General features: G+C 52.2%; 26 protein-coding genes. 17 read left to right on the plus strand and 9 right to left on the minus strand.

The features are described 5' to 3' along the window. Positions 1 to 8: 8 nt before the first annotated feature. Positions 9 to 620: a TetR/AcrR family transcriptional regulator gene (locus ACAM29_RS16250; protein WP_369624728.1), complete on the plus strand. Its 612-nt coding sequence runs from the start codon at positions 9 to 11 to the stop codon at positions 618 to 620. Between the two features lie 78 nt (positions 621 to 698). On the opposite strand, the gene ACAM29_RS16255 is transcribed toward ACAM29_RS16250, so the two are convergent. Continuing rightward, complete coding sequence (locus tag ACAM29_RS16255; protein WP_091827687.1) at positions 699 to 1,838, minus strand: aminomethyltransferase family protein; 1,140 nt, start codon at positions 1,836 to 1,838, stop codon at positions 699 to 701. 414 nt (positions 1,839 to 2,252) lie between these two features. Between ACAM29_RS16255 and ACAM29_RS16260 the strand changes: the two genes are divergently transcribed. From ACAM29_RS16260 to fabG, 5 genes are read left to right on the plus strand one after another with little or no spacing between them, the layout of a single operon-like run. Then, positions 2,253 to 2,798 carry a dimethylamine monooxygenase subunit DmmA family protein gene (locus tag ACAM29_RS16260; protein ID WP_369624729.1) on the plus strand — a complete coding sequence of 182 codons (546 nt, stop codon included), beginning with the start codon at positions 2,253 to 2,255 and terminating at the stop codon, positions 2,796 to 2,798. Continuing rightward, positions 2,798 to 3,748, plus strand: coding sequence for a 2Fe-2S iron-sulfur cluster-binding protein (locus tag ACAM29_RS16265; protein ID WP_369624730.1), 951 nt, complete (start codon positions 2,798 to 2,800; stop codon positions 3,746 to 3,748). Before ACAM29_RS16260 ends, ACAM29_RS16265 begins: the two co-directional genes overlap by 1 nt. A gap of 11 nt (positions 3,749 to 3,759) precedes the next feature. Beyond that, positions 3,760 to 4,779 (plus strand): DUF3445 domain-containing protein, encoded by a 1,020-nt coding sequence (locus ACAM29_RS16270; RefSeq protein ID WP_091827684.1) that lies wholly within the window; start codon positions 3,760 to 3,762, stop codon positions 4,777 to 4,779. A 13-nt stretch (positions 4,780 to 4,792) separates the two neighbouring features. Next, the gene (locus ACAM29_RS16275; RefSeq protein WP_091827683.1) at positions 4,793 to 5,119 is read left to right on the plus strand and encodes a multidrug efflux SMR transporter; all 327 of its coding nucleotides are present in this window, start codon (positions 4,793 to 4,795) and stop codon (positions 5,117 to 5,119) included. A 37-nt stretch (positions 5,120 to 5,156) separates the two neighbouring features. Continuing rightward, positions 5,157 to 5,915, plus strand: coding sequence for a 3-oxoacyl-ACP reductase FabG (gene fabG, locus ACAM29_RS16280; protein ID WP_369624731.1), 759 nt, complete (start codon positions 5,157 to 5,159; stop codon positions 5,913 to 5,915). 272 nt (positions 5,916 to 6,187) lie between these two features. Here fabG and ada read toward each other — a convergent pair whose 3' ends face one another. After that, complete coding sequence (gene ada / locus ACAM29_RS16285) at positions 6,188 to 7,252, minus strand: bifunctional DNA-binding transcriptional regulator/O6-methylguanine-DNA methyltransferase Ada (RefSeq protein WP_369624732.1); 1,065 nt, start codon at positions 7,250 to 7,252, stop codon at positions 6,188 to 6,190. Between the two features lie 184 nt (positions 7,253 to 7,436). Between ada and ACAM29_RS16290 the strand changes: the two genes are divergently transcribed. Together ACAM29_RS16290 and ACAM29_RS16295 are read left to right on the plus strand one after the other, a co-directional pair. Continuing rightward, positions 7,437 to 8,087, plus strand: a complete 651-nt coding sequence (locus ACAM29_RS16290) for a DMT family transporter (protein ID WP_369624733.1) — start codon at positions 7,437 to 7,439, stop codon at positions 8,085 to 8,087. A gap of 137 nt (positions 8,088 to 8,224) precedes the next feature. Continuing rightward, complete coding sequence (locus ACAM29_RS16295; RefSeq protein WP_369624734.1) at positions 8,225 to 8,836, plus strand: DNA-3-methyladenine glycosylase; 612 nt, start codon at positions 8,225 to 8,227, stop codon at positions 8,834 to 8,836. Positions 8,837 to 9,032: 196 nt separating this feature from the next. On the opposite strand, the gene ACAM29_RS16300 is transcribed toward ACAM29_RS16295, so the two are convergent. From ACAM29_RS16300 to ACAM29_RS16310, 3 genes are all read right to left on the minus strand, one after another. Next, positions 9,033 to 10,061 (minus strand): methionine synthase, encoded by a 1,029-nt coding sequence (locus ACAM29_RS16300; protein WP_369624735.1) that lies wholly within the window; start codon positions 10,059 to 10,061, stop codon positions 9,033 to 9,035. Positions 10,062 to 10,089: 28 nt separating this feature from the next. After that, positions 10,090 to 11,067, minus strand: coding sequence for a putative oxygenase MesX (locus ACAM29_RS16305; RefSeq protein ID WP_369624736.1), 978 nt, complete (start codon positions 11,065 to 11,067; stop codon positions 10,090 to 10,092). Positions 11,068 to 11,453: 386 nt separating this feature from the next. Next, entirely contained in the window at positions 11,454 to 12,140 is a 687-nt protein-coding gene (locus tag ACAM29_RS16310) for a DUF4336 domain-containing protein (protein ID WP_369624737.1), read from the minus strand. Between the two features lie 273 nt (positions 12,141 to 12,413). Here ACAM29_RS16310 and ACAM29_RS16315 point away from each other — a divergent pair, with 273 nt between their 5' ends. The 8 genes from ACAM29_RS16315 (at position 12,414) to ACAM29_RS16350 (ending at position 21,530) form a co-directional block, all read left to right on the plus strand. Then, positions 12,414 to 13,136: a UTRA domain-containing protein gene (locus ACAM29_RS16315; RefSeq protein ID WP_091828212.1), complete on the plus strand. Its 723-nt coding sequence runs from the start codon at positions 12,414 to 12,416 to the stop codon at positions 13,134 to 13,136. A 108-nt stretch (positions 13,137 to 13,244) separates the two neighbouring features. Beyond that, complete coding sequence (locus ACAM29_RS16320; RefSeq protein ID WP_369624738.1) at positions 13,245 to 14,477, plus strand: NAD(P)/FAD-dependent oxidoreductase; 1,233 nt, start codon at positions 13,245 to 13,247, stop codon at positions 14,475 to 14,477. A 121-nt stretch (positions 14,478 to 14,598) separates the two neighbouring features. Further along, positions 14,599 to 15,621, plus strand: a complete 1,023-nt coding sequence (locus ACAM29_RS16325; protein ID WP_091828214.1) for a putative 2-aminoethylphosphonate ABC transporter substrate-binding protein — start codon at positions 14,599 to 14,601, stop codon at positions 15,619 to 15,621. Between the two features lie 60 nt (positions 15,622 to 15,681). Continuing rightward, on the plus strand, positions 15,682 to 16,851 hold the full coding sequence (locus ACAM29_RS16330; RefSeq protein WP_369624739.1) for a putative 2-aminoethylphosphonate ABC transporter ATP-binding protein: 1,170 nt from the start codon (positions 15,682 to 15,684) through the stop codon (positions 16,849 to 16,851). Continuing rightward, positions 16,851 to 18,545 (plus strand): putative 2-aminoethylphosphonate ABC transporter permease subunit, encoded by a 1,695-nt coding sequence (locus tag ACAM29_RS16335; protein ID WP_369624740.1) that lies wholly within the window; start codon positions 16,851 to 16,853, stop codon positions 18,543 to 18,545. Before ACAM29_RS16330 ends, ACAM29_RS16335 begins: the two co-directional genes overlap by 1 nt. Before the next feature lie 90 nt (positions 18,546 to 18,635). Then, entirely contained in the window at positions 18,636 to 19,781 is a 1,146-nt protein-coding gene (locus ACAM29_RS16340) for a 2-aminoethylphosphonate--pyruvate transaminase (protein WP_369624741.1), read from the plus strand. 28 nt (positions 19,782 to 19,809) lie between these two features. Continuing rightward, complete coding sequence (phnX, locus tag ACAM29_RS16345; RefSeq protein WP_369624742.1) at positions 19,810 to 20,649, plus strand: phosphonoacetaldehyde hydrolase; 840 nt, start codon at positions 19,810 to 19,812, stop codon at positions 20,647 to 20,649. Continuing rightward, complete coding sequence (locus tag ACAM29_RS16350) at positions 20,646 to 21,530, plus strand: hypothetical protein (RefSeq protein WP_369624743.1); 885 nt, start codon at positions 20,646 to 20,648, stop codon at positions 21,528 to 21,530. The genes phnX and ACAM29_RS16350 overlap by 4 nt, the downstream gene beginning before the upstream one ends. A gap of 183 nt (positions 21,531 to 21,713) precedes the next feature. Here the strand turns inward: ACAM29_RS16350 and ACAM29_RS16355 are convergent, their stop codons facing one another. Continuing rightward, a complete protein-coding gene (locus ACAM29_RS16355; RefSeq protein WP_369624744.1) occupies positions 21,714 to 22,520 on the minus strand; it encodes an SAM-dependent methyltransferase in 807 nt (268 codons plus the stop codon). Further along, positions 22,513 to 23,946 (minus strand): MFS transporter, encoded by a 1,434-nt coding sequence (locus tag ACAM29_RS16360; RefSeq protein ID WP_369624745.1) that lies wholly within the window; start codon positions 23,944 to 23,946, stop codon positions 22,513 to 22,515. Before ACAM29_RS16360 ends, ACAM29_RS16355 begins: the two co-directional genes overlap by 8 nt. Before the next feature lie 68 nt (positions 23,947 to 24,014). On the opposite strand from ACAM29_RS16360, the gene ACAM29_RS16365 reads away from it, so the two are divergent. Further along, positions 24,015 to 24,455 carry a helix-turn-helix domain-containing protein gene (locus tag ACAM29_RS16365; protein WP_369624746.1) on the plus strand — a complete coding sequence of 147 codons (441 nt, stop codon included), beginning with the start codon at positions 24,015 to 24,017 and terminating at the stop codon, positions 24,453 to 24,455. A gap of 87 nt (positions 24,456 to 24,542) precedes the next feature. Here ACAM29_RS16365 and ACAM29_RS16370 read toward each other — a convergent pair whose 3' ends face one another. Together ACAM29_RS16370 and ACAM29_RS16375 are read right to left on the minus strand one after the other, a co-directional pair. After that, entirely contained in the window at positions 24,543 to 25,037 is a 495-nt protein-coding gene (locus tag ACAM29_RS16370; RefSeq protein ID WP_369624747.1) for a hypothetical protein, read from the minus strand. Between the two features lie 544 nt (positions 25,038 to 25,581). Next, entirely contained in the window at positions 25,582 to 25,950 is a 369-nt protein-coding gene (locus tag ACAM29_RS16375; protein ID WP_369624748.1) for a hypothetical protein, read from the minus strand. Between the last annotated feature and the right edge of the window lie 40 nt (positions 25,951 to 25,990).

Consider the following 25,990-nt stretch of genomic DNA (forward strand, 5'->3'; position numbering starts at 1 on the left):
GAGTGCTTTTGAGACCCAGCAGTGCAGCCAAACGTGAGCAGATACTGGACGCTGCCTCGACGCTGTTTGTGCAGCATGGTTTTACCGATACCAGCATGGAAATGGTGGCGCAGCAGGCGGGCGTGTCCAAGCAGACGGTGTACAGTCACTTTGGCTGTAAGGATGATCTTTTTACGGCTGCCATTCGGTGCAAGTGCGATCGCTATAACCTGGTTGATCTGCTGGTGCGTGAAGATGGCTCTTTGCGGGAACGGTTGCTCGACATCGGTCGTCACTTCATTCAGTTAATACTGTCTGAAGAAGCGCGCTGCGTGCACCGAACCTGTGTGTCTCAGGTCGATACTCAACCGCAAGCGGCAGCACTTTTTTTTGCCGCCGGGCCTCAGGTCATGATTCAGGGGTTCACCGAGATGCTGGGGCGTGAAGCCGAGTTGGGCCGGGTTGTCATGGAGCAGCCACGCCATGCCGCCATTCAGTTCCTGATGATGGTGATGGGGGAGGCCAAGCTACGCTCCGAGCTGGGTATTACTCCTCAGCTGAGTGATGAAGAGATTGATCGTTACATTGTGAGTTGTGTTGACCTGTTTCTGCGCGGCTATGGCTATACTGAGGGGCAGTGACCGCTGCAGCTACGTGTGATGATCCAACCGAAAAGGGCTGTTTATGGAAACAGGCCCCCCTCGGTGTGTCAGGCCTGATCAGCCCTTTGCAGTGCGCTTTATTTTCTCGGGATCATCAAATGGCAGGGTATGGGCGATGGCCGATACCTCAAGGCTACCTTTGACCTGAAGCGGGGTGCCCTGCTCGGCGTAGGGCACTTCAAGACGAGCGATTGCCATTGATCTGTCGGTCAGGCGTGAATACATGGCGCAGGTGATAACCCCCACCTTTTTGCCATCGGCCCAGAGTTCATCACCCTCGGAAGCGGCCTCTTTTCCTTCCAGCAAAACACCGAAAATCTTGAATCGCTCTTTGCCCTGCAGGCGGAAGTGCTCGTAAGCACCGCAGAATTCTGTCTTGTCCTTGGACACTGTGAAGTCCAGACCCAGCTCCCAAAGCGTATCGCCGGCCGGTTCGTTTTCGAACGGGTACATCTCGGAGTTATCGAACGGATAGAACAGCAGGTAACTTTCGGTACGCAGCCAGTCGAGCGCGGTGAAAGAGCAGGGAATAATGCCGAACGCTTTGCCGTGCTCCAGAATGCCGTCCCAAATGGTAGTGGCGTCGGCCGCCTTACAGAAGATCTCGTAACCGCGCTCGCCGGTATAGCCGGTGCGTGAAATGGTGATCGGGCAACCGAACAGGCGTGCGTGTGTGTGGTGGAAGTAGGCCAAATCCCGGATTCCGGGGATATGCTCAGCGAGGAAATCCACTGCAGTGGGGCCTTGCAGCGAAAGATCGTGCATATCGTCATCAAACAGCACGGCAACCTGTTTGCCCAGTGCCGCCTGAGTCAGGCGCTCATAGCCGGCGCCGGTGCCATGTACAACCATGAAAGCGTTGGGGCCCATGCGGTATATAACACAGTCATCAATAAACTTGCCGGCTTCATTCAGCATGGTCGCGTAGACCGCCTTGCCCGGATACAGCTTGGAGATGTCACGCGTGGTGGCCCACTCCAGCAGGCTCTCGGCATGTGGACCCACGTAGTGCACCTTCTTCAAGCCTGATACATCCATCAAGCCTGCCTTGGTACGGATTGCTTCGTGCTCATCGGCCAGAGTGTAACCGCTTTTGCTGTAGGTCCATGCCGTAGGCAGGCCGTTCCAGTCTTCAAGGTTTGAGCCCAGGGCACGATGTCTTTCAGCCAGTGCGGCGATACGCCATGAATTAGCCATTTTTCTCTCCATTGGTAACAGATCATAATTAATTCCTGAAGAGGAACTATTATTCCTGATAGGAAAGCAAGTTCCGGGCCATTAAGACTCAACGTCATGATTTATAGAGTGAAAAAATAATCCCAATCAAAACTGGCTCGGGCCTTGGCCAATATTTGGGTATGGGGAGCTGAAGTGCGACCCGTTTTGGGTCAACCGGGGTACTTTTGCACCGTAATGATCATCTGCCCTGTGCTGAGTCATCCGGATACGGAAATGCACTGTTGCTGTGCCCTTATAGAGGAGATGTTTTGGATTGATAATCCTAAGGTATTGAAATTTATCTGGTTTCATGTTTTGGCAGAAAAATTGCTTTTCCTAAGGAGAAATAAATTACACCACTAATAAATTTTGGGTAACCCAAAAGGAGTAGTGATGCAGATCGATCCATCCATCAAGAGTCGTCCGACCTATACGCCACCCGAGCTGGTCGCGACAGCAGGACTACAGTTGTTTGTCAGTGAGTCAGACGCAGAGCACCTGCTGGAACCGCTGTACCGTCAGTGTGCTGAATCAGGTGCACAATGGCTGGTGGCGGAACCGGGCAATGCCCCGGGCACGCTGGCGGATTCCCTGTCGGGCTACCTGCAACACATTCTGAATGATGCGCCGGTGACCACCCGGCTGTACGTGGCCGGAAGTGAAGGCTTTCTGTGGGACATACGCAATCAAGCGTTGTCGGCCGGGCTGGTCGAAGAGCAGATTCAATTGGCGCCTCCGATCAGTTCTGCCCGCCGGTTATTCTGTACCCATTGCTACACCCTTATGGAAGGGGTGACAGCCAGTCCTCACACCTGCACAGGGTGTGGTCGTTTGTTGTTGGTACGGGATCATTTTGCCCGTCTGCATGGTGCCTACGTAGGGGTGCAGATCAATGCTGAAGATCCTGATGAACAGCCGGAACAGGAGGTGTTGCAGTAATGAGTATCGACAGCATACCGGTGCGTGTGATGGCCATCGAGCAGGTGGCACCGATGATTCGAGAGTTCAAACTGGAAGCGATTGAAGGCCGGCTGCCGGCATTCTCGCCCGGCAGTCATGTTCAGGTGATCATGCCGGGAGCATCCCGCGAGATCCGTAATGCCTATTCGCTGTGTGGCGACCCTGCCACACCGCGGCGTTACAGCATCGCCGTGCGGTTGCAGGATGCCTCCCGTGGCGGTTCTTCTTTCATGCATGGACAGGTGAACGTAGGGGACCAGCTGGCGATCACACCACCGGCCAACCTCTTTGCTCCCGTGATGACTGCCCGCAAACACCTGCTGATTGCAGGTGGCGTTGGCATCACCCCCTTCATGTCGTATATCCCGGAACTCAAACGGAAGGGTACTGATTTCGAGTTGCACTATCTGTATCGAAGTAGTCAAACCGGCGCCTATCTGGATCAACTGCAGCAGCAACTTGGATCGGCTCTCCATCGCTATGACTCTGTGCAGGGTAATAAATGTGACCTGACTGCCGTGTTGAGCGGTCAGGGGCCGGGGACCCATGTCTATATCTGTGGCCCTGAATCGTTGATTGACGGTGTTCGCAGCACGGCAGCCGCTTTGGGCTGGCCAGACAGCCTGATCCATTTCGAAGCCTTTGCCGCACCCGAGCCGGGCGAGCCGTTCAAGGCGCAGCTGACCCACAGCGGAAAAACGGTGGACGTAGCGGCCGATGAAAGCCTGCTTGAAGCGCTGGAGCGCGAAGGCGTCAAGGTTCCCAATCTGTGCCGTGCAGGCGTCTGTGGCCAATGTCGCACGGCTGTTCTTGAGGGCGATGTTGAGCATCGAGATGATTTCCTGTCCAACGACGAGCGCTCCAGCGGCAGCTGCATCATGCCCTGCGTCTCCCGTGCCGCCGGCAAACACCTGACTTTGGACCTATAGGAGCGACAGCTATGCGCATGTCACCCAAACCCGTACAAACCTTTCGTGATGACTTTACCTACAGCAACAGCCCCGGTGCCGTTGCACGTTTTCCGTTCCCGTTTCCAGAGGACGAGTATCGCTACTCGGTCAACATTGAGCCCCACGTGACGCCGGGGCCGGAAGGGTCAGTGTTTGAGTTTCTGCTGGATATCGACGAACACTATCTGTCGGAGATGGCCGAGCGTGCCACCGTGCTGGAAGAAAATCCCAAACGCTGTCTGGCGATGCCGCATATGGATCTCGCGTGCTGGGATATGATCGAGCGATGCATGACATCACTGGCAGCGGATTACCCCGAACATTTCAGCCTGCAGGTTGATGGTGACCAGTGGACCTGGGAAAACCGGCTGCTCAATATCAAGGATAGCTTCACCTTTGGTGACAGCAGCACCTTGCCGTTGCCACCGATGGAGTACATGGGCCGTCAGGTACAGGGCGACTTCGCACTGTTGGACCAGCGTGATGGTGACCTGTTCCTGGATGCGGGCATCGTGACCTGCCCAGCCGACTGGTCGCTGGCGTTCGATGCCGGCATGAGCTTTTCCGAGTGGCACGGCCCGGTCCCGCTGGCCCACGAAATGGGCGTGTTTGATCGTGCCCTGAAGTATCTGACCGCCATTCCGGTCGGGCGTCCAGTGCGTCGCCTGAACTGGACCCTGACCGTCAACGCACGCATGGATACCTCGCCGGAAACCTATCCGAACTGGGGCACCGACCGGGCCAGCGTTACTGCTGATAACGTGGGTGAGAAAGTACACCTTCGAGTGGAACTGCAGGTGCTGGATCGCATGCCGCGCAGCAATGCACTGATGTTCAGCATTCGTACTTTCCTGATCAGCTTTGACGATCTGGTGACCAACCCGGACTGGGCGCGCCGCATGCATCGGGTGCTCAAGACCCTGCCGCCGGAGCTGATCGAATACAAGGGACTGGGGCGGTATCACGACCTGGCTGTCGAATGGCTGTCGCGCTTCGACCCGGCCAACTGAAACGGAGCGTTGAATGGGCTGGATCTATCTGCTGATCGCCGGGGTACTGGAGTGCCTCTGGGCGCTCGGCCTCAAATACAGTGACGGCTTCACCCGGCTGTGGCCTTCGTTGATTACCGCGGCGCTGATCGTGATCAGTCTGGGATTGCTGTCGTTGGCCATGCGGACCATTCCAGTGGGAACTGCCTATGCGGTATGGTCAGGGATTGGAGCCTCTGCACTGGCGGTTGTCGGTATCCTGTTCATGCAGGAACCGGGTGGTCTGATTCGGATGGGTTGTATCGGCATGATCATCGCCGGTGTGGTGGGGCTCAAACTGTTTGGTGAAGGGACGGTCTGATCGTCAGGCGCATGGCTGAATTGAACGAGGTATAGGCATGAATGACAGCAAACCCGTAGTGCTTGTGACTGGAGCAAGTAAGGGCATTGGGCTGGGGATTGCCCGTGTATTTGCGGACAAGGGTTACAGAGTTGCCATAGCGGCACGACATCTGGAACAGGCTCAGGCGGCAGCGGACAGCCTTGAGACGGAAGCATTGGGCTTGGCTGCTGATGTGACAGATCGTGGGTCACTGGAGACCGCCGTTAACGCGGTGCAGACGCAGTTTGGCCAACTGGACGTGTTGTGTGCAAACGCGGGCATCTTCCCGTCGGCAGACCTTGAAACCATGACCGAAGACGACTGGGATCTGGTCATCAATACCAATCTCAAGGGCATGTTCAATACTGTACAGGCGGCCCTTCCGGTGCTGAAAGCGAGCCAATGTGGCCGCATCGTGGTGACCTCGTCCATCACCGGGCCGGTCACCGGTTTTCCGGGCTGGTCGCATTACGGTGCCAGCAAGGCCGGTCAGCTCGGATTCGTGCGAACCGCATCGATTGAGCTGGCCAAGTACGGCATCACCGTCAATGCGGTCATGCCGGGTAACATCATTACCGAAGGGCTGGAGGGCATGGGCGAGGACTACCTGCGCCAGATGGCAGCGTCCATACCCTTGAAACGGCTGGGTCGAGTCGAGGATATCGGCCATGCGGCGGTGTTTTTTGCGTCACCCGAGGCGAGCTATATCACCGGCCAGACGTTGATCGTGGATGGCGGGCAGATACTGCCGGAGTCGCTTGAAGCGGTCGGCTGAAGCTGGTATCACCCGGAACCGCAGTCTGTAGTGATCATGTCCCTTGAGGGCTACGGTTACCCAGATAACGGGGTGATATGCCCAAGCATGTACGTACGAAACTGCCGCTTCTCTCGCATAGCATAGAGGATGAGTTCCCGACGCTCATCTTCACTTCTCTATGAACTGAGTCAGGGAGTTCTGGTGGAGTTCGTTCGGACTGGGGGAAGAAATTTACCAAACATTCGATCTTATCGAGTATTTACTGAACCAGACGGCTTGCGGCAGCAGGATTATCCAAAACGCCGCTTTCTTTCCGCGTCTAGTAAGACCCGTTTTCGCTCCAGCCCCCAGCGGTATCCGCCAAGGCTTCCGTCTCCTCTCAAAACCCGATGGCAAGGGATAAGCACGCCTATACGGTTTTTTGCACACGCTGATGCCACTGCCCGAACCGCTTTGGGCTTGTCGATTTTTTCAGCCACCTCGCTATAACTGAGAACGTTGCCTTCTTGGATGCTCAACAGAAACTGCCATACCTTCATTTGAAAGGCTGTGCCCCGCATATCAAGCGGCAGGTCAGGTCTGGGAGCCCCTTTACTAATATGCTGATCCAAGGCTTCCATCCAGGCATCAAGTTCGGGAGCGTCTTGCGCAGGTGAGGCGCTCAACTCAGCATTGGGGAACTCCGCTTTTAAATTGGTAACCAATGATGCTTTATCCTCACCAAATTGGACAAAACAGACGCCTTTATCAGTCGCGGCCATAGCCATCTGACCCAGTGCAGTGTTTCGGCATGCGTAGGCAATGGTCTCACCAGCACCGCCTGATCGATAGGCCTTTGGCGTCATTCCGATATTGCGGGTTGCTTCGCCATAGACACGACTAATGGAGCCAAAACCTGAGGAAAAAATCGCATTGGTCACGCTGTCACCTTCCTTCAATAATTGCTTGAAGTGCCGCATTCGAACAGCGTCTTGGTAGGCTTTTGGTGAAATACCAAAGGCTTCCTTGAATATTCTTTGCAGTCTTGAGGGAGACAGTTCGGCTAACTCAGCCAAACTAGACAGTGTTAGCCGTTCATCAGCATGCTTTTCAATATGGCGGGCGATCTCCACCAGTCGATCTATTCGTGGAATCTTTGCTGTGGCCTGGCAGCGCTTACAGGGCCTGAAGCCTGCCAACATGGCGCTTTCAATAGTAGAAAAAAACCTCAGGTTTTCAGGCTTGGCAGAGCGAGCGGAGCAGGACGGTTTGCAGAATACGCCAGTCGTGATGACGCCGTAGAAGAATCGTCCATCGTAGGACTCATCCCTTGCTTCTATTGCGGCTCGCATTTGCTGTTCTGATGGCATCGACATGACGTAGTACTTTTTGCGAAGTTGATAATACTAGTTGAGCCGATTTCGAGGAGCGCGTCCATCCGATTATTGCTAAGTAATTTTCAATCGATGGAATTGTTGTATCAGGAGCCCGGAATGCGGCTTGGTATTGAAAGCGAATTAGAATGCAAGAATCGGATGTTTCGTCTTTTGATCACTCGTTATGATGGTTCCAACCTGTATTTATTCGGGGCTGGCATCAATCCTTAACGCTGCAACCCCTATCTTCACTGTTGTCGTCGCAAGCATGCTGTTGCACGACGAGCGTGCTACACCATTAAAAATCGTGGGTGTAATGATTGGCTTTATCGGGGTAGTTATGATGATCGGTCTACCCGCTATTGATGGTGATAACAGCTTACTCGCGCAGGTCGCTATCATTGCTGCAACATTGTCTTACGCATTTGCGGGTGTATATGGTCGCCGATTTAAGGCAATGGCTGTAAACCCGATCATTACAGCGGCTGGCCAAGTCACAGCATCAGCGCTTGTGTTGGCACCTATCGCCTTGGCTGTAGAGGGTAGGCCTGACATGGCCGAGATAAATACAGGGACATGGGGAGCAATCTTTGGCTTGGCCGTTCTTTCAACGGCAGTAGCTTATGTCCTCTATTTCAAAATATTGGCATCGGCAGGAGCAACCAACCTGCTGTTGGTCACATTGCTGGTGCCTGTCTCGGCAATATTGCTCGGTTCGCTGCTCCTCAACGAGACACTAGAGGTTGTCCATTTTGTGGGAATGGCGCTGATAGCACTGGGTTTATCCGCCATCGATGGGCGGCTTTGGCGGCGCAGGGTGACAGCGAAAGCCTAACGGCTGCTGCACCGAGCTTTCAAGCAAGCTGGCAACGCGGGTACCTGCGAGCTATTTGGGAACGAATAGAGCTATGCTGCCACTGCTTGGCCAGCCAAGTAATTTGTCTTTCAAAACCTGAAGTGAAGAGCAGCTTTATGAATGCACAGGATATAGATTGTGGAATGAAGGCTCTTGCCCTTATCGATAAGGATATTGAATATGCATTAACAGAGCTGGGGCCGCCACCTCCGCGCCATCGGCCACAAGGTTTTGAGACGTTTCTATCGACCATTATAAGCCAGCAAATTTCGACGGAAGTCGCGCGTGTCATTATGGATCGAGTAACAGCTCTGATGCCCGATATGACAGCCACTGGATTGCTACATGTGGATGACCAAGCGTTACGTGATGCAGGGTTATCCTGGCGAAAGATTGAATATGCCAAAGGCTTGGCTGAGGCTGTTTACTCGGGACGTTTTGATGTTGACGGGCTTGCTGATTTGAGTGATGAAAAGGCAATTGAAGCAATAATGGAATTGCGAGGCTTTGGCCGCTGGAGCGCTGAGATTTATCTGATGTTCTCTTTGAAACGAAGCGATATTTTTCCTGCCGACGATCTAGCTTTACTAGTTGCTCTGGGACGCTTGAAGGGGCTTTCTGCTAGGCCCACACCCAAGCAAGCACGTGATCTGGTCGAGCATTGGTCACCTTGGCGAAGTGTTGGGTCTCTGTTTCTTTGGCACTACTATCGAGGTGCCCCTACGTGACGTATATACAACCACCTACACCCAACAAATCTGCCAAAACACCTGCTAATACCCCAGTTACAGCTAGTGCTAAAATGGTCGCTATGTTGTTCGTTGGAAAATATATGACATTCATTAATTGATATCTTTATATTGAATAAATAATGGGGCTATTAAAGCCCCAATTATGTGCTCTCTGTTAGAGTATTACCGAAAACTATTTAGATAGCTCTTTTCTAACAATTTCTGCACCAGCAGCCAGTGCATTCAATTTACCTCTGGCCAGCTCTCGTGAAAGTGGTGCCATACCACAATTAGTGCATGGGTAAATCTTATCCGCATCTACATATTTAAGAGCTTCGCGAATGGTCGCAGCAACCTCTTCAGGCGTTTCGATGGTGTCAGTTGCTACATCGATAGCACCGACCATGATTTTCTTACCCTTAAGCAGCGCCAGCACTTCCAATGGCACACGGCCGTTATGGCACTCTAGAGAAACAATATCGATGCTTGATTTCTGAATTGCAGGAAAGGTCCGCTCATATTGACGCCATTCTGTTCCCAGGGTCTTTTTCCAGTCAGTATTGGCTTTGATACCATAACCATAACAAATATGAACCGCCGTTTCGCATTTAAGTCCTTCAGTCGCTTTTTCTAACGCTTCTATACCCCATTCACTAACCTCATCGAGGAATACGTTAAAAGCAGGCTCATCAAACTGAATGATGTTGACACCCGCGGCTTCGAGTTCTTTAGCTTCTTCGTTCAGAGCCTTGGCGAATTCGAAAGCCAGCTCCTTACGGTCCTGGTAAAAATCATCGTAGAGTGTATCTACCATGGTCATAGGGCCCGGAAGTGCCCATTTAATGGGCTGGCTAGTTTGAGATCGAAGAAACTTTGCGTCTTCGACAAATACAGGTTTTTGACGGCTGACAGGGCCTATGACACCGGGAACACTAGCGTCGTAGCGATCTCGAATTCTGACGGTTTTTTTGTTTTTGAAATCAACGCCACTCAAATTCTCGATAAATGTTGTTACAAAATGTTGACGGGTTTGTTCACCATCACTGACGATATCAATACCAGCATTTATTTGCTCTTGCAGGGTAACACGCAGTGCATCCTGCTTTCCTTTAGCGAGTTCATCACCTTCTAATTTCCAGGGAGACCAGAGTTTTTCAGGTTCTGCTAACCATGAAGGTTTAGGCAAACTTCCAGCGGTGGATGTGGGAAGTAGTTTATTCATAAAAAATTCCATTCAGTAGCGTAATTAATTATGCGGCAAATTCTGTAGCCCATTTTTCCAGGATAGGCTGATAACGTTGAATAAAGTTATCTTCGCACCATTTTCCTTGTTTTACCGCCAAAAGGTTGCGTTCCTCTCGATCATAAATCACTTGCGTCAATGAGTAGTCCTCGTTTTTCAAGCTTGGCTTATACTCTTCGCCTGCAACGGAGTGTGCATTATAGATTTCCGGCCGATAAATTTTCTGGAAGGTCTCCATAATGCTGAGGGTACTGATTAGCTCTAAATCGGTATAGTCGTTCAGCAAGTCGCCAAAGAAATAAAAAGCGAAAGGCGCAACACTATTTGGCGGCATAAAATAGCGTACGTCCATGCCCATTTTCTTGAAATATCTTTCAGTCAAAGATGGCTCATTAGGTATGTATTCAATACCTAATACAGGGTGTTGATTGCTGGTTCGATAATAGGTTTTATTATCTGATACGCTTAAACATATAACCGGAAGTTTATTAAAATTATCTTTGTAATTAGAAGATTTAATAAAGTCTTTAAACATCTTCCCATGCAAATCACCATAACCATCAGGCACGGAAAACTGATTTCGTCCTTTGTTGTGATTTTTAAGTAAGACACTAAAATCATAGTCGCGCACATAGGACGAGAAGTTATTGCCAACAATACCTTCGATACGTCTATTCTTTTTATGATCGACAATATAGGTTTTCAAAAACTCGATCGTAGGAAAACTTTTGCCATTTCCTTCGATATCAACGTCGATATGAATAATTTCAAGCTCGACTGAATACCTATCACCGCCGGGATTATCCCAGTGTACACGCGAGTTAAAACTATTATTGATCATGCTGATGGTTCTGTATAAGTTTTCTTGCCGCTTTTCGCCGCGAGCCAGGTTGGCAAAGTTAGTGGTAAGACGCGTGTCACTTGATGGTTGATAATGTTGATCAAACCGAATGTTTTTAATGCTGTATGTAAAATTATGACTCATGATTATTTCGTGTTCCGATTCTTAAGATAAAGCCTGACTTTTGTCGCTCTGTTCACTTTTCGAGCTTGTTCGTAGCCGAGAAGTAGGAGCAGATGAAATAAAGTGAGATTTATACAGCTGTATTTAGATGAGAAATATTGATTTTTTATAATAAATCCATGAGTTATTCTCATGGATTGCGGTGTCAGTCAGAACAGGCCTGGGTGTAGACCTATTGCAGAGGAGTGTCCAAGCTGGAGAGAGTCGAACTCATAACCGGAGTGCAGCGTCGTCGCCGGTATTTCGCGCATGAGGAAGCATGTATGGTCGCGGGGTGTTAGCGGTGATGCCTATAACTGGTGCCAATGAAAACTCAGCGGTATTGGCGTGATTTTCTCAAGGGCTTCTCATATCAACCATTTGAATGACTGTTGTAAGAATTTTTCTGCATTTTCAGTGACGATTTCACCGTGCGCCATAACCAATATTTGCGGTTTCCAAGACAGCATCCTATTGAGGTGCTTCCGTGCATCCGCCTTACCAAGCATGAAGCTTAGACGCCAATCCAAAGGCATTTTTCCATTAGGGGCGAGTATACCAACACCTTTAGCCACCACCCGTTGGAAGCGGTTAAAGCCTTCGCCAGAAAAGTTCTCAACCAGATCAGTAACAATTAACGTACTTGAACTGTTATGGTAAAACACACATTCTTCCATTAATGGAGACCCAGAGAACAGTTCTTGCTCAATATCTGGGCTCCAAGCATAGCTTTTCGAGTTATTGAGTGAGGCATGAAAAGAGATATCGCTACGCTTTTTGATCACCTCATTTGTGCCATAGACTTCTGCGTTTGGATAGGCTGCAATCCATGCAGATAAGAACAAATGATGTAAATGATTGGGGGCAATTAAATATTTAACACAGCCCAAACTTTCAATTTGCTCTGTAATTGATTCAGATAATTTGATTGGACTATGAACCCATAGATCTCCACTGGAGAGTCTGACAACCGTCATTCGAGTGGAAAAAGGCAACCCTAAGAACTGAACGGGTTCACCATCAAATATCCATATATCATGCGCTAATTTTTTCATGTTTATCTGCAATCCTTTTGGTTCATAACGAATGTAGAGCTACATCTTGTTACGAGTGATATTCCATAACGAGTTCAGGATGTCCAGTGTGCTCATCGATTTGCTCTTCAAGCGCGGTAGATCCGTGTTTCTCAAGCGTTCGAATCCGCTCGTTCTCGCTCAAAGCCTTTGGCTTCATAGCCACCATCTATCCTCAAGCTTCGCGCCGCAACTGATGGTAATCTAATCGTCATACTCACTTGTTGGAATACTGGCTTTTATTGAGAAGAAATAATGTCGCGATTTGATTACCCAGTGTACCTTCAGCTTCGTGATCAGTTATGGTCCTGGATTGAAGCTGAGAAGCTCAGTAGCCAACAACGGCTCCCCTCCGAACGGGAACTCTCTGAGCGCTTCCACACCACGCGCGTCACAATTCGTCAGGCGCTGTCACAGCTTGAAGCGGAAGGTTTGATTTTCAGGTCCAACCGTCGTGGCTGGTACATCACCCCCGAGCGCCTTCGCTATGACCCCAGCCGAGATGTGGGTTTTAATCGATATGTGACAGAACAGGGGTTCAAACCGCGTACTGAAACCCTTTTCAAGCAGCTGACCGAGGTGTCTCCCTGGCTGAGCGAGGCCAGTGGTCTTGAAGTCGGAGCGCCGGTGTATCACGTATTCCGTCGCCGTTATGTAGATGAACGCGGGTTGCTGGTTGAGCACAACTATATTAATCCTGCCCATTGCCCGGGCTTGCTGGGTGAAAGTACCGATCTGTCGATATGGCAGATGCTGCGTGACAAATATGACCTGAGACCTGAGCACCGTGACATTGAGATATACCCGCTTGCCCTGAAGGGGCTTGAAGCGGACTCCTTGAGCGTCAATCCAGGTGCTGCAGGGTTGTACATTCAACGTCTAAGTTTTGATCAGCGTGGCGAGTTTCTGGAACTGGACCGGGAATACTGGCTGCACGATGCGTTGAAAATCTCGGTACGCATTGGCGATCGTCACTGACCGCAGCCGAGGCTGTGGTGCAAAGCAAATCTGATGAAACATTTCTGTCACCGACATGTCATGATGTAGCTCGATAATCTGGTCTATACCAGATTAAGGTTGAGCAATATGCATCATTCTTCTACAGACTTTCTCATTGTCGGCGGTGGTATCCTTGGTGCTGCGACTGCCTGGGCACTTGCACAAAGGGTTCCTGCAGGCGCTCGCATTCGTCTGGTTGAAGCCGGGATGGTTTCAACTGCCACGACGAGTCAGGCGGCTGCACTGCTTACCAGAGTTCGTCCTGATCCAGCCATGGCGGCTATGGTTGCTCAAACCTTTGCAGCCATTGATGAATTAAATTCTGTACTCGATGAGCCCCTGCCACTGCGTCAGGTGGGTAGCCTGCATCTGGCGACTGATGAAACGGGACGTGATTATCTTCAGCAAACAGCCAACACAGCACGTCAGTTAGGTCTGGCATCCGACCGTCTTTCTGCTGACCAGATCCGCTCCTTGTCACCATGGCTGGAGCCAGGAAGTGACGGGACTGCACTGTTTGTTGCCGAGGACGGTTACATGGACCCCGTGCAACTGGCACAAGGCTATCTCACAGCAGCTCGACGGCTTGGCGTTGAGGTCATACAAAACTGCCGTGTTGAACGATTACTGGTTGAACAAGGCCGCGCGGTTGGTGTTGAGACACTAAAAGGCCAAACGCACGCTGAAACAATCATCTGTTGTGCCGGTCCCTGGTCAGCTGCACTGCTGGCACAGTACGGCATTTCAATGGCAATGGCGCCCGTTCGCAGCCACTACTGGATCAGCGAAGCGAATCCGAAACTCTTCCCCGTCAATAGCCCTATGGTGATCCTGCCGGATATTAATGCCTATGCACGTCCGGAAGTCGGTGGTTTGTTGTTCGGCCTGCGTGATAAGCAGGCTGTCTACGGTGACGCGTCAAACTTGCCGGAAGACATTCATGGCTATCTGTTCAACTGTGATCCTGATGGTTGGGACTGCCTTGAAGCTGGCTACAGTTCGCTTGCTGGAATTTTTCCCGCATTGGAACAGGTGGGCATCGCGCATTATATCAGTGGCATTTCCAGCTACACCCCGGATGGCAAACCCTTGCTTGGCACTACAGAGTTGCCGGGGCTCCTGGTGGCAAGTGGCTGCTCTGGAGGTGGCATTGCTTTGTCTGGTGGTATTGGCCGCATGCTGGCAGAAATTGCCCTTGGAAGAGAGCCTTTTACTGATGTGAAGCCCTTCAGGGTTGATCGGTTTGGCCAGGTTGACTCATTCAGTGAAGCTTTTCGTATTCAATGTGCCCTGGCACGCAGCCAAAAAATATCCGGTTAAACAACATGCAATCTTATCTTCATTTTTTTGCAACAGAATGCTGTGAAACTTCATCTGGTCTATACCAGACGCATTGCAATCTGGATCTCAACGCTTGTTTAACGGATATAAGGATCTCGCTATGACGCTTAACCTGAAAAAGACCCTGTTGGCGGCGGCTGTCGCCTTAGCGGCCACGTCGGTCAACGCGGCCACTGAGTTGACCGTGTATACCGCCCTGGAAGCAGACCAGCTCAAGTCCTACACCAAAGGATTTGAAACGGCCAACCCCGATGTCAAGATCCGTTGGGTACGTGACTCAACCGGCATCATCACCGCGCGCTTGCTGGCGGAAAAAGAAAATCCTCAGGCCGATGCCATTCTGGGCGTTGCCGCCACAAGCCTGTTGGTATTGAAAGATCATCAGATGCTTCAGCCCTATAAACCAAAGGGTGTTGAAGCATTGAGTGAACAGTTTGTAGACAAGGATGCAACCCCCTCTTGGGTGGGCATGGACGCCTGGGTTGCTTCAATCTGCTATAACCGCATCGAGGCCGAGAAACATGGCCTGCCATTACCGACAAGCTGGAAAGACCTGACAAAGCCGGTGTATCAGGGCCATGTAGTCATGCCGAACCCCAACTCTTCCGGAACAGGCTATCTGGATGTCACCAGCTGGTTGCAGACCTTTGGTGAAGAGCAGGGGTGGGCATTCATGGACGACCTGCATCAGAACATCGACCGCTATACACACTCTGGCTCAAAACCCTGCAAGATGGCTGCTTCCGGTGAAACGCCTATCGGCATTTCCTTTGCCTACCGTGGTGCCAAGCTGATCAGCCAAGGGGCTCCTGTTGATCTTGCATTCCCGTCCGAGGGGCTGGGTTGGGACATGGAAGCGGCCGCCATCGTTAAAGGCACCAAAAACCTGGACGCGGCCCAGAAATTAATGGATTGGGCTGTTACACGTGATGCCAACACGCTCTACAACGACAACTTTGCAGTTGTTGCCATGCCGGGCGTTGCTAAGCCAGTAGAAAATTATCCTGCGGATATCGCCGATCGCATGATCGATAACGACTTTGAATGGGCTGCGCTAAACCGTGAGCGCATTCTCAAAGAGTGGCAGCGTCGTTACGACGGCAAGAGCGAAGCTAAAAACTGATCAGCTGCGCCACCTCGGAGGGCTGAGATTCAGCCCTCACAGTTTTGATGGAGATAGAGCATGAAGACCACACCCGCTTACCTGCAGATTCAGCACCTGCGCAAGTCCTTTGGCAGCTTCACTGCGTTGGATGATATTTCCCTGGAAATCAACGAGGGTGAGTTCATCTGCTTCCTGGGGCCCTCCGGCTGTGGCAAAACCACACTGTTGAGAGCGATTGCCGGTCTGGAGCAGCAGGAAGAGGGCCGTATTGTGCAGGCTGGGTGCGATGTTTCAACTTTGCCTCCGCAGCAGCGTGATTTCGGTATTGTGTTTCAGTCCTATGCTCTTTTTCCAAACCTGACTGTGAACGAGAACATTGCTTACGGCCTGGCCAACATGAAGATACCCCGCCGTGAGCGGGAACAGAGAGTCCAGTTGTTGCTGGATCAGATTCACCTGCCTGATATTGGCAACAAGTTTCCGGGTCAGCTTTCGGGTGGTCAGCAGCAACGGGTGGCACTGGCACGTGCGCTGGCGACCGAACCCGGTTTGCTGTTGTTGGATGAACCACTGTCTGCGCTGGATGCTCGCGTGCGCCTGCATCTGCGAAATGAGATCTGCAGCCTGCAGCGCAAGCTGGGCATTACCACGATCATGGTGACCCATGACCAGGATGAAGCGCTGACCATGGCCGATCGCATCGTGGTGATGGATCACGGTCGCATCGCACAGATTGGCACCCCGGAAGACATTTACCTCCAGCCAGCCACTGAATTTGTTGCTCGCTTTGTCGGCAGCATGAACCTGCTGCCGGCTCGTGTTCTCGGCCACAACCAGCTGATGCTGGGACACAAGGATGTACAGGTGCCTCTAATACTACCGCCCTGTGACGAAGGCACGCTGGGCTTCCGTCCCGAGAGCGTGCAGCTGCATGCCGCTCCCTGGGGGCTGGACCGCAATGAGCAGTTCGTGTTCCAGGCTCGGCTGGACCACATTCACTTCATGGGCGCATTCGTACGACTTGAGATGAGCTTTGATATTGGGTTGCCGCAGATCCATGTAGACCTGCCGGTGGAGCAGCTGCATAGCCTGAACCCGGCGGTAGGTGCATCGTACTGGTTGAGTGTGCCGGCGGCGGCACTCAAATTCTATCCGCAAGAAGACCAAGGCCAAAACCCTGTCACAAAAGTGGGGTGCAGCGATAGCAGGGACCTGAGTGTCGCGGCCATGCAGGTGGCTGGAGCCTGATGATGTCCGCGATCCCAAGTCTGGCCACCAAACGCGGCTTTGATACCGAAATCTGGGTGCAACGCACTATCGTTGTAGGCGGTGTGGTGTTTTTGTTGCTGGCGCTTTTGTTCCCGCTGCTGACCATGCTGGTCAAGAGCCTGCAGAACGGGGCCGGCGAGTATATTGGCCTTAGCAACTTCATCGCCTATTTCAGCAACCCGGCACTGACCGAGTCGATTCTGAACTCGCTTAATATCGCCGTCTGGACCACGCTGATCGTGGTTTCGACCGCCTTTGTCTTCGCCTATGCCCTGACTCGCAGCGGCATGGTGGGCAAGAAAGGCTTCCGTCTGCTGACCATGCTGCCGCTGTTTGCGCCCTCGCTGCTGCCGGCGCTGAGCATGATCTACCTGTTCGGCAACCAGGGCATTCTCAAGGATTGGCTGCCGGTGGACAGCATCTACGGTCCGGTGGGCATCGTCATTGGGCTGAGCTTCTGGGCCTTTCCCCATGCACTGATGATCCTTATCACCGCCTTCAGCAACAGCGATGCACGTCTATACGAAGCAGCCAAGTCGATGAAAACACCGCCCTGGCGCGTGTTCCTGACCGTGACCCTGCCGTCGGTGCGCTACGGCCTGATCAATACCATCTTCGTGATCTTCACCCTGACCATCACCGATTTCGGCGTTGCCAAGGTGATTGGCGGGCAGTACAACGTGCTGGCTACCGATATCTACAAGCAGGTGGTGGGGCAGCAGAACTTCCAGATGGGCGCGGTGGTCAGCGTCATCCTGCTGCTGCCGGCGCTGGTGTCCTTTATCGTCGAGCGTCGGGTGCAGCGCCATCAGTCATCCCAGCTGTCGGCCCGCGCCGTGCCGCTGCAACCCAACAGATCGATGTTGCGTGACCTTCTACTGACGTTGTTTTGTTTTATCGTGTGCGGCTTTCTTCTGTTGGTGGTGGGTATGGCAGTGTATGCCTCCTTCATCACCTTTTGGCCGTACAACATGGGGTTGTCGCTCAAGAATTACAATTTTGACATGATGGACGGAGGCGGCTGGGCGTCCTACTTCAACTCGGTACAGATGTCTGCCTGGACGGCATTAATTGGTACCGCGGTAGTCTTCCTCGTGGCGTACATGAGCGAGAAGATCAAGCCGATGCCAACTGCGCGTAAATTTTTACAACTGCTGGCCATGCTGCCGATGGCAGTGCCAGGCATCGTACTGGGGTTGTCGTATATCTTCTTCTTCAACCAACCAAACAATCCTCTGAATCTGATGTACGGCACCATGGCGATTCTAGTCCTGAATACATTGGTACATTTCTACACAGTATGTCATCTGACCGCTGTAACCAGCCTGAAGCAGATCGACAATGAATTCGAGGCGGTTTCAGCTTCGTTGAAAGTTCCCTTTTATACCACTCTGCGCCGGGTAACCCTGCCTTTGGCACTGCCTGCGGTGCTTGATATCTCCGTTTACCTGTTCGTCAACGCCATGACCACGGTTTCGGCCGTCATCTTCCTCTACTCCGCAGAAACCACGCTGGCCTCTGTAGCGGTAATGCATATGGATGAGGCAGGGGACACAGCACCGGCTGCAGCCATGGCTGTCTTGCTGATGTTGACATCGCTGGTGGCAAAAGGGCTTCACTGGCTGATCAGCCATAGCATTCTGCAACGCACTCAGCGCTGGCGACAGCGCTGATGCAGGCGGGTACCTGAGGGGTGCCCTGGATAGAAAAGGAGCAATTTTTTTTGCTCAAAAACACTGGTGTAGACCAGAAAGAGAGAGATCATGAAAACAGAACAGCCTTATCTGCTGACTCCCGGTCCCATCAATACAACCCTCAGCGTTAAACAGGCAATGCTGCAAGATTGGGGCTCATGGGATGGTGACTTCCGTGCCATGACTGCCCGGCTGTGCCAGCAGTTGGTTGCCCTGATCGACGGTGAAGACAGCCACGTTTGCGTACCGATGCAGGGCTCCGGCACCTTTGCCGTTGAAGCAACGCTTGCGACATTGGTACCAAAAGATGGCAAGTTATTGATCCTCATGAACGGTGCCTACGGTCAGCGTATGGGCAAGATCATGGATTACTTGGGTCGTGACTATGTTGCCCTGGATAAGGGTGACTATGAGCCACCCCGTGGTGAAGAAGTGGAAGCGATACTGGTCGCTGATCCTGCAATCACTCACGTTGCCCTGGTTCATTGCGAAACCAGCTCCGGCATTCTCAACCCGGTGGAAGAGATCGCCGAAGCAGTAGCACGTCAGGGACGACGCCTGATCCTCGATTCAATGAGCGCCTTTGGTGCTGTAGCAATCAGTGCCAAAACCGTTCAATTCGATGCACTGATCTCTTCTGCCAACAAATGCTTCGAAGGTGTGCCCGGCTTCGGTTTTAGCCTGGTCCGCCAGAGTGCGCTGGACGCTTCCAAAGGTAACGCACACTCTTTGAGTCTGGACTTGCTGGATCAGTGGCAGTACTTGGCCAAAACCGGCCAGTGGCGCTACACCCCGCCCACCCACGTGGTAGCAGCATTCCTGCAGGCGCTGAAGGAACACGCAACGGAAGGGGGGATCGTCGGTCGTCATGCGCGCTATCAGCGCAACCAGCAGCGTCTGGTCGCCGGCATGCGCCGCATGGGGTTTGAAACCCTGCTCAGCGATGAGTGGCTGTCCCCGATCATCATCACCTTCTTTTCGCCGGGCCACTCGAACTTCGATTTCCAGGGCTTCTACGATCGTATGAAAGCCCGCGGTTTCATCATCTATCCGGGAAAGTTAACCGAAGCTGACAGCTTCCGCTTGGGTTGTATCGGCCAGCTGCATGATGTGCAGATCGATGCTGTCCTCGCTGCCGTTGCCGCCGTGCTGGACGAGCTGCAGATACCGAACGGCGCGCCCATCCATGCTCTTAACGCGGCGGCAACCGCCTGACCCAACTGAATTCAACGGAGAAATTGTTATGACTGCACCGATTTACCAGTTTGAACGCCGTTACACAGGCCCAATTGAAGCCGTGATCATGGACTGGGCGGGCACCACCGTGGATTTTGGTTCCATGGCGCCGATCCGCGCTTTTCAACGTTTATTTACCGATGAAGGCGTGCCGATCAGCGAAGCTGAAGCGCGCGGCCCCATGGGCACCGAAAAGCGTGAACATATCCGCCAGCTGTGTACTCATCCCCGTATTCGTGATGCATGGAAAGACGTGAAAGGAGAGTACCCGGGTGAAGCCGATATTGACCGCTTGTATGACGACTTCGTACCTCTGCAGATTGATGCCATTGCACAAACTGCCGAGCTTATCCCAGGCCTGACCGAGGCGCTGGATTGGATGCGTGCCAATGAAATCCGCATCGGTGCCAACACCGGGTATGCGGGCAGCATGATTGAAGGCCTGGTGGCCCGAGCTGCCGAGCAGGGCTACACCCCGGACAGCAATGTTTGCGCCACGGAAGTGCCCAAGGGGCGTCCCTATCCGCATATGAGCCTGAAAAATGCCATGGATCTGGGCGTACAGCACCTCTGTGCCTGCGTAAAAATCGATGACACTCTCACCGGTATCGAAGAAGGCTTGAACGCGGGTATGTGGACCATCGGCGTCGCCGTTAGCGGCAACGAAGTGGGCATGAGCCTGGACGCCTGGCAGGCATTGGGAGAAGTGGAGCAGGACACCCGTCGCGCGGTGGCCTACAAGCGCATGATCGGCAGTGGCGCTCATTATGTCATCGACAGCATTGCCGATGTCATTCCCTGCCTGGAAGAGATCGCGGCACGACTGGCGATGGGCGAGAAACCGTGACACCTGCCGCTATCGGATTGATCCTGGTTTCGGCTCTGCTGCATGCGGGTTGGAACCTGATCGGCAAGCGCACTGCTCAGACGGTGCGTTTTTATGCTTGGGCCATGGGGCTGGGCATGTTGATTTTCAGCCCACTACTGCTGCGCGTCTGGCCGGAAGTAACTGCGTTGCCCTCTGCTTTCTGGTGGCTGCTGCTGGCCTCAGGTCTTTGCCAAACCCTCTACCTGACTGGTCTGGCCAAAGCCTACAGACACGGCAACCTGAATATCGTCTACCCACTGGCGCGGGCGCTGCCGGTATTGATCGTGCCGGCAGTGGTGCTGATTACATATGGCCAAAGTCAACTCCAGGCGGCGGATCTGATCGGCATGTGCCTGATCATACTGGGTTCGTTGGCACTGCCATTGGTGTGTTGGCGTGACTGGCACTGGCGCGACTACAGGACCCCGGCTATCGCTTGGGTACTTTTGGCGGCGTGCGCCACGGCCGGATACTCGGTGCTCGACAGTGCCGCCATTCAGCTTATGAAGCAGCAGGGGATGGATGCTTTTGCCGCTGGCAGCAGTTTTGTCGTATTACAGGCAGCAGCCTGTCTGATATGGATGTTGCCACTGGTGCGATGGGGCTTTGGCGAGTCACTGAGGGTCGTGCCGGACTTCGGCTGGACGCTATTGGCGGGCAGCTTCATTATCGGCACCTATCTGCTGATATTGGTCAGCATGTCGATGGTGAGCGAAGTCAGCTATGTGGTGGCGTTACGTCAGGTGAGTATTCCCCTGGGTGTGCTGATCGGCGTGATCTGGCTACGTGAGCCCGTCAGCTTGCCGAGGTTGCAGGGACTTGTGGTGATGGTGGCAGGCCTGTTCCTCGTTTCACTTTGAGCAACAGCGATAATGACCTGCTTCCCACTTTCCAATCCTCGAAGCTTCGCGGCTGCTCCATGACCAGGATTACAGTAGATGGGTCAAAGGAGCGGCGCAGTAACAGGCTATAAGCCGCGAAGCAATATGAAGCCCAGCCCGGCTTTGCTGGGCATTCGTTGGCGTCTTGATATGAACAAGCCACTAATAAGAAAGAAAGTCACCCACATAGACGAGATGCTCGAATGGCACTTCACGCCCTTGTAGCGCTGTGACAGCGGTGTCGAGTGTCGCGAGCACAACCGTGTGCTGCTGACTTCGACCGGCGTGACAGACAACCGCGAGAGGGGTTGAACCAGGCAGAACACGTTTCAACTGCTCAGTCAGTTGCACGAACCTTGATCGCATCGCAAAGAAAACCAGCGTGGAGCCCGTCTGTGCCAGACGCTCCAAGGTATCGGTGCCGTCATAGTCCTCACGGGCATCATAAGCGGCTGCCAGGATGACCGATCTGCTCGTGCTTCCGTTCATGACATCGCATGCCAAAGCCGCATTTGCGGCATTAAAGCTCGATACACCTGGAATAACTACCGGATTGAGGTCTCTGAATTCCTGGATGAAGCCCGCCTGCGGCCCGAAAATCATGGAGTCGCCATAGTCAATTACGGCGATTCGTTTGCCGTGCTCAGCTGCGTGCCGAATGATTTGTCTGGCTTCAGCCTCCATCGCATCGGCTTTCTCAGCTGGATAGTCCCTGCGTATTAGATCCATGAAAAGACCATGTCCGGCATCATGGAGCTCCTTGCCCTTGAGAAGATCTGCGAACTTCTCCAGCAAACTTGAGGTCCCGAACACGATGTCGGCGCTTCGCAGTATCTCCTGAGCGTTCACAGTGATGTTTCCTGCATCGCCGATGCCCGTGCTGACTAAATGGAACCGACTGCTGCGATAAGACGGCAGAGGTGCCCCAACTGTTTGAATGGCATGAGGATGTGAGTGTGCATCAGTCATGATTAACTCCTTGATTAGTAGATAAAATCGGCATTGACGGTTGGCGTTTCTTACCCAAGAAGAAGGTCACCATGGCAAGTCCGAACGAAGCTGCGGCCAATAGAAACGTGTGTGAGAAGGCTTCGCCGACAACTGACGGGGAGCTCAAGGCTATAGACTGATCACCCAGCAATGTAGCGAACAGCAGCGGTATAAGTGATGCACCGGTCATGAACCCTAAATTGCGCGATAGTCCAATCAGCCCGGAGACCATGCCACGCTGTGCGTCAGGTGTACTTGTCATCGCGGCAGTGTTGTTCGCGGCCAGGAACAGTTGAAAGCCCGGTGTTGTAAGTATTAGCGCAGCCACGTAGCCAGGAATTCCGAATCTGACCGGCAGCAGTGCGAAGCAGATCAACCCTCCCGTCGCAAACACCAGGCCTGCAAACAAGACGCGGTCGGTTCCGAACCGGTCCGTGAGCTGGCCTGCGGGCACACCGAACAGCGCGGCAGTGGCAGGGCCTACCGCCATTACAGTACCCATCATCAGTTCGCTCAGGCCAAGACCAAACGCCAGGTAAAAGGGCCCAACCACCAGAGTTGACATCATGGTGGCGCTGACAATGAGGTTCATGATCAATGATGGTGCAAGGGCTCGACTACCAAGCAGTGCCAAGGGCACCAGTGGGTGAGTCGCTCGCATCTCGGTGACAACAAACATCGCCAGTGCGACGGTAGCCGAGGCAAGTAGCATCCAAACAGGGATGGCAACTCCACCCTTGCCGCCTGTGGCGGCAATCGAGAACAACAACAGGGTCAGACACAACCAAAGATTTCCCGTCCAATCCAAGCGAGCTGTCGTGGTTGCTTGTCCTTTCTCCTTGGGTACTCCCATCACAGTAATGGCTATCATGCCAAGTGCGCACAAAAGCAACAGAACGAAGATCGAGCGCCACCCCAGTAGGTCGATTAAACCGCCACCTAGAGACGGTCCCAGTGCAGTACCGATAGCCGACATGGTACCCAACAACCCCATCACCACCCCCATTCGCTCCTTGGCGATCAAGCTTTTGGCGAGCGACATCGGCAATGACATCAGGACGGCGGCAGCCAGGCCTTGCCCAACCCGGCCTGCTATCAGCCAGCTCAGGTTCGGTGCCACAGCACAGACGAGCGAGGCCAAAGTGAAGAGACCCAGAGCCAATAGCAACACACGGCGACATCCGTACAGGTCGCCCATGCGGCCTGCGGATACGATGGCCACCGTCAGCGATACCAGATAGGCAAGCACGACCCATTGCACCTGCTGTACCGGTGCAGAAAGTGCCGAAACCAGCGTCGGGAGCGCCACTGTCGTGACGCTGATACCGAGCGAAGCCAGCATGATGGAGCCCACCATTGCGGCTAAAGCCAGCTTGTACCTGGGTGGAAGGATAGGTTCATTCATGTGTTTGACCCTTGATCGAAGCTTGGTTGCCAACTAGTATGCAACTTCAAGTCAACTTGAGGTCAAGCATGAATCTCATCGATATCGGCGTCCTCGCGAAAGCCAGTGGTGTCGCCACATCGACACTTCGCTACTATGAGGAAATTGGCCTGATCAAGTCCGTCGCCAGAAACGGATTGCGCCGGCAATACCACAGGGACACGCTCGTACAGCTGGCCTTGATTTCATTGGGCAAGAGCGCAGGGTTCTCTTTGGAAGAGATTGGTAGCATGTTCGACAAGGATCGAAAGCCAAACCTTCCTCGACCAACATTGAGTGAGCGTGCTGATGAACTCGATCGCCAGGCACGCAAACTGAAGACCTTGAGCAACATGCTTCGGCACGTTGCAGAATGCCCCGCGCCTTCACATCTGGAGTGCTTCAAATTTCAGAAGTTGCTGCGAGCTGCTTGTCCCACTGAAGCGGCCAGGGACGTATTGCGTCAAGCTGTCATTGGGAGTGACGCCTGATATTCCACTTCAGGGCAGAGCCATCACGTGGACCAGGCATCACACGATACATAGAGCAGCTAATGGGCGTTAATTTTGAGCGCTGTGTTAGAAGTTGCATACACCTTTGCCACCACTATGTATTGAAGCCTTTTTAAAGAGCTCAACATTATGCTGCTGATCTGATGTAAGGTTGTTGTAGTATTTCTTGTAAACCTCAGGATAACGACCCTCAAAAGCAACAAGGTTATGCCTTAAATAGCTTGGAGCATCAGCATCTAAACAGGCTTTACTCGCGATTTTTAGGTAAATGCTGCCAACCGTCTCTGGGTATTCACTGGCGAGCGAGTCAATTAGATGTATATAAATATACCCATCATAGAGTTCACCAAATGAGTTAGGCTGAAATATATCCATAAATGACCCAAAAGACCTGGGGAAACTTTCAAAGTAACGTTTCTTTGCGTCAGCCGAGTTTGGATTGTCGAATACCTGAAGCGCCAGTTCATGAACCTGCTTTGATAATGGAGACAATCCCTCAAGTGATTTCTCGCGTAGCATTTGATGGTAAGTCTTTGTCACTTCTTTGCCGTTATCGAACATAGACACCTCCCCATCATACGGATTGGCGAATGCGGCTCCTGAAATGAGTAGTAAGAATATGATTAACCTGTATCTCATGACTTTATGCTTCTAACGTCCGGCCCGGTGCGTTTTACTGGACATACGTACTGCTGACTATTATACATTTATTCACCTATCGCTTTGGACACTGTACCCGCAATATTCATGTGGGAACGAACCGACATGATCAAAACAAGCCTCTCTCGAAGATTTTCTGATTGAAGCCCCTCAGAATTTCCTTGATCTTTAGCTTTTAATTCAGCTGACTCCAGGTCTGATTTCAGCTTGGGATAATCTTATTGAACAAACTGAAAAAAAGACTTACAAGAATTTATTTCCTGCGCTTTCCTTTTCGTTAGTTTCATGTCAGTAACACACTCAATGGCCATCATACGATACTCAGATGCTTTAGCGTCTAGTCCCTTAAGATAGGCTATTTCGTTTTCTGCCACACATAGAGGCGATAAAAATAGGAGTAATGCGGTTATTAAATATTTCATTGATCTACCATTGCTAGCTATAATTACGGCTTCCATTCAGCTTGCATATGAAAGCGGGTTATTAAATCTTGGATTTTTGAGCTTTCACAACCTTCTGTTTCAATAACTTCATATACTGCCTTTGTAAGCTTTTCTCCACCGAATTTTAGTATTTCTTGGGCTTTTTCGTTTGAAATATCAGGCTTTCGCTTTCTAAGCTCGGTTAACGCAGAAACAGATACCATCTGATAGTTTGCTAAAAAAGATGTTAGCTCTTCTTTTTTTGGGTTTATACATTTTCCAGCAGCGGCACTAGACAACGTGAAATGCTCATATATTTTCAATATGTCATCTTTTTCAGCTGAGGCTTCAGTCGAAAGAAAGAAGATTAATAGAATGGAAAATTTTTTCATGGTTCCCTCCATATTTGGCTAACGCCCGCCACTGGTGATG

The sequence above is a fragment of the Marinobacterium sp. BA1 genome, assembly GCF_041155135.1.
Lineage (GTDB): Bacteria > Pseudomonadota > Gammaproteobacteria > Pseudomonadales > Balneatricaceae > Marinobacterium > Marinobacterium iners.

Coding starts and splice junctions, on each gene's coding strand:
- ACAM29_RS16365 (WP_369624746.1), top strand. CDS start 24,015: ATGAATCTCATCGATATCGGCGTCCTCGCGAAAGCCAGTGGTGTCGCC.
- ACAM29_RS16295 (WP_369624734.1), top strand. CDS start 8,225: ATGAATGCACAGGATATAGATTGTGGAATGAAGGCTCTTGCCCTTATC.
- ACAM29_RS16305 (WP_369624736.1), bottom strand. CDS start 11,067: ATGAGTCATAATTTTACATACAGCATTAAAAACATTCGGTTTGATCAA.
- phnX (WP_369624742.1), top strand. CDS start 19,810: ATGACTGCACCGATTTACCAGTTTGAACGCCGTTACACAGGCCCAATT.
- ACAM29_RS16320 (WP_369624738.1), top strand. CDS start 13,245: ATGCATCATTCTTCTACAGACTTTCTCATTGTCGGCGGTGGTATCCTT.
- ACAM29_RS16360 (WP_369624745.1), bottom strand. CDS start 23,946: ATGAATGAACCTATCCTTCCACCCAGGTACAAGCTGGCTTTAGCCGCA.
- ACAM29_RS16260 (WP_369624729.1), top strand. CDS start 2,253: ATGCAGATCGATCCATCCATCAAGAGTCGTCCGACCTATACGCCACCC.
- ACAM29_RS16370 (WP_369624747.1), bottom strand. CDS start 25,037: ATGTTCGATAACGGCAAAGAAGTGACAAAGACTTACCATCAAATGCTA.
- ACAM29_RS16375 (WP_369624748.1), bottom strand. CDS start 25,950: ATGAAAAAATTTTCCATTCTATTAATCTTCTTTCTTTCGACTGAAGCC.
- ACAM29_RS16290 (WP_369624733.1), top strand. CDS start 7,437: ATGATGGTTCCAACCTGTATTTATTCGGGGCTGGCATCAATCCTTAAC.
- ACAM29_RS16325 (WP_091828214.1), top strand. CDS start 14,599: ATGACGCTTAACCTGAAAAAGACCCTGTTGGCGGCGGCTGTCGCCTTA.
- fabG (WP_369624731.1), top strand. CDS start 5,157: ATGAATGACAGCAAACCCGTAGTGCTTGTGACTGGAGCAAGTAAGGGC.
- ACAM29_RS16340 (WP_369624741.1), top strand. CDS start 18,636: ATGAAAACAGAACAGCCTTATCTGCTGACTCCCGGTCCCATCAATACA.
- ACAM29_RS16275 (WP_091827683.1), top strand. CDS start 4,793: ATGGGCTGGATCTATCTGCTGATCGCCGGGGTACTGGAGTGCCTCTGG.
- ACAM29_RS16300 (WP_369624735.1), bottom strand. CDS start 10,061: ATGAATAAACTACTTCCCACATCCACCGCTGGAAGTTTGCCTAAACCT.
- ACAM29_RS16355 (WP_369624744.1), bottom strand. CDS start 22,520: ATGACTGATGCACACTCACATCCTCATGCCATTCAAACAGTTGGGGCA.
- ACAM29_RS16265 (WP_369624730.1), top strand. CDS start 2,798: ATGAGTATCGACAGCATACCGGTGCGTGTGATGGCCATCGAGCAGGTG.
- ACAM29_RS16330 (WP_369624739.1), top strand. CDS start 15,682: ATGAAGACCACACCCGCTTACCTGCAGATTCAGCACCTGCGCAAGTCC.
- ada (WP_369624732.1), bottom strand. CDS start 7,252: ATGTCGATGCCATCAGAACAGCAAATGCGAGCCGCAATAGAAGCAAGG.
- ACAM29_RS16255 (WP_091827687.1), bottom strand. CDS start 1,838: ATGGCTAATTCATGGCGTATCGCCGCACTGGCTGAAAGACATCGTGCC.
- ACAM29_RS16310 (WP_369624737.1), bottom strand. CDS start 12,140: ATGAAAAAATTAGCGCATGATATATGGATATTTGATGGTGAACCCGTT.
- ACAM29_RS16335 (WP_369624740.1), top strand. CDS start 16,851: ATGATGTCCGCGATCCCAAGTCTGGCCACCAAACGCGGCTTTGATACC.
- ACAM29_RS16315 (WP_091828212.1), top strand. CDS start 12,414: ATGTCGCGATTTGATTACCCAGTGTACCTTCAGCTTCGTGATCAGTTA.
- ACAM29_RS16270 (WP_091827684.1), top strand. CDS start 3,760: ATGCGCATGTCACCCAAACCCGTACAAACCTTTCGTGATGACTTTACC.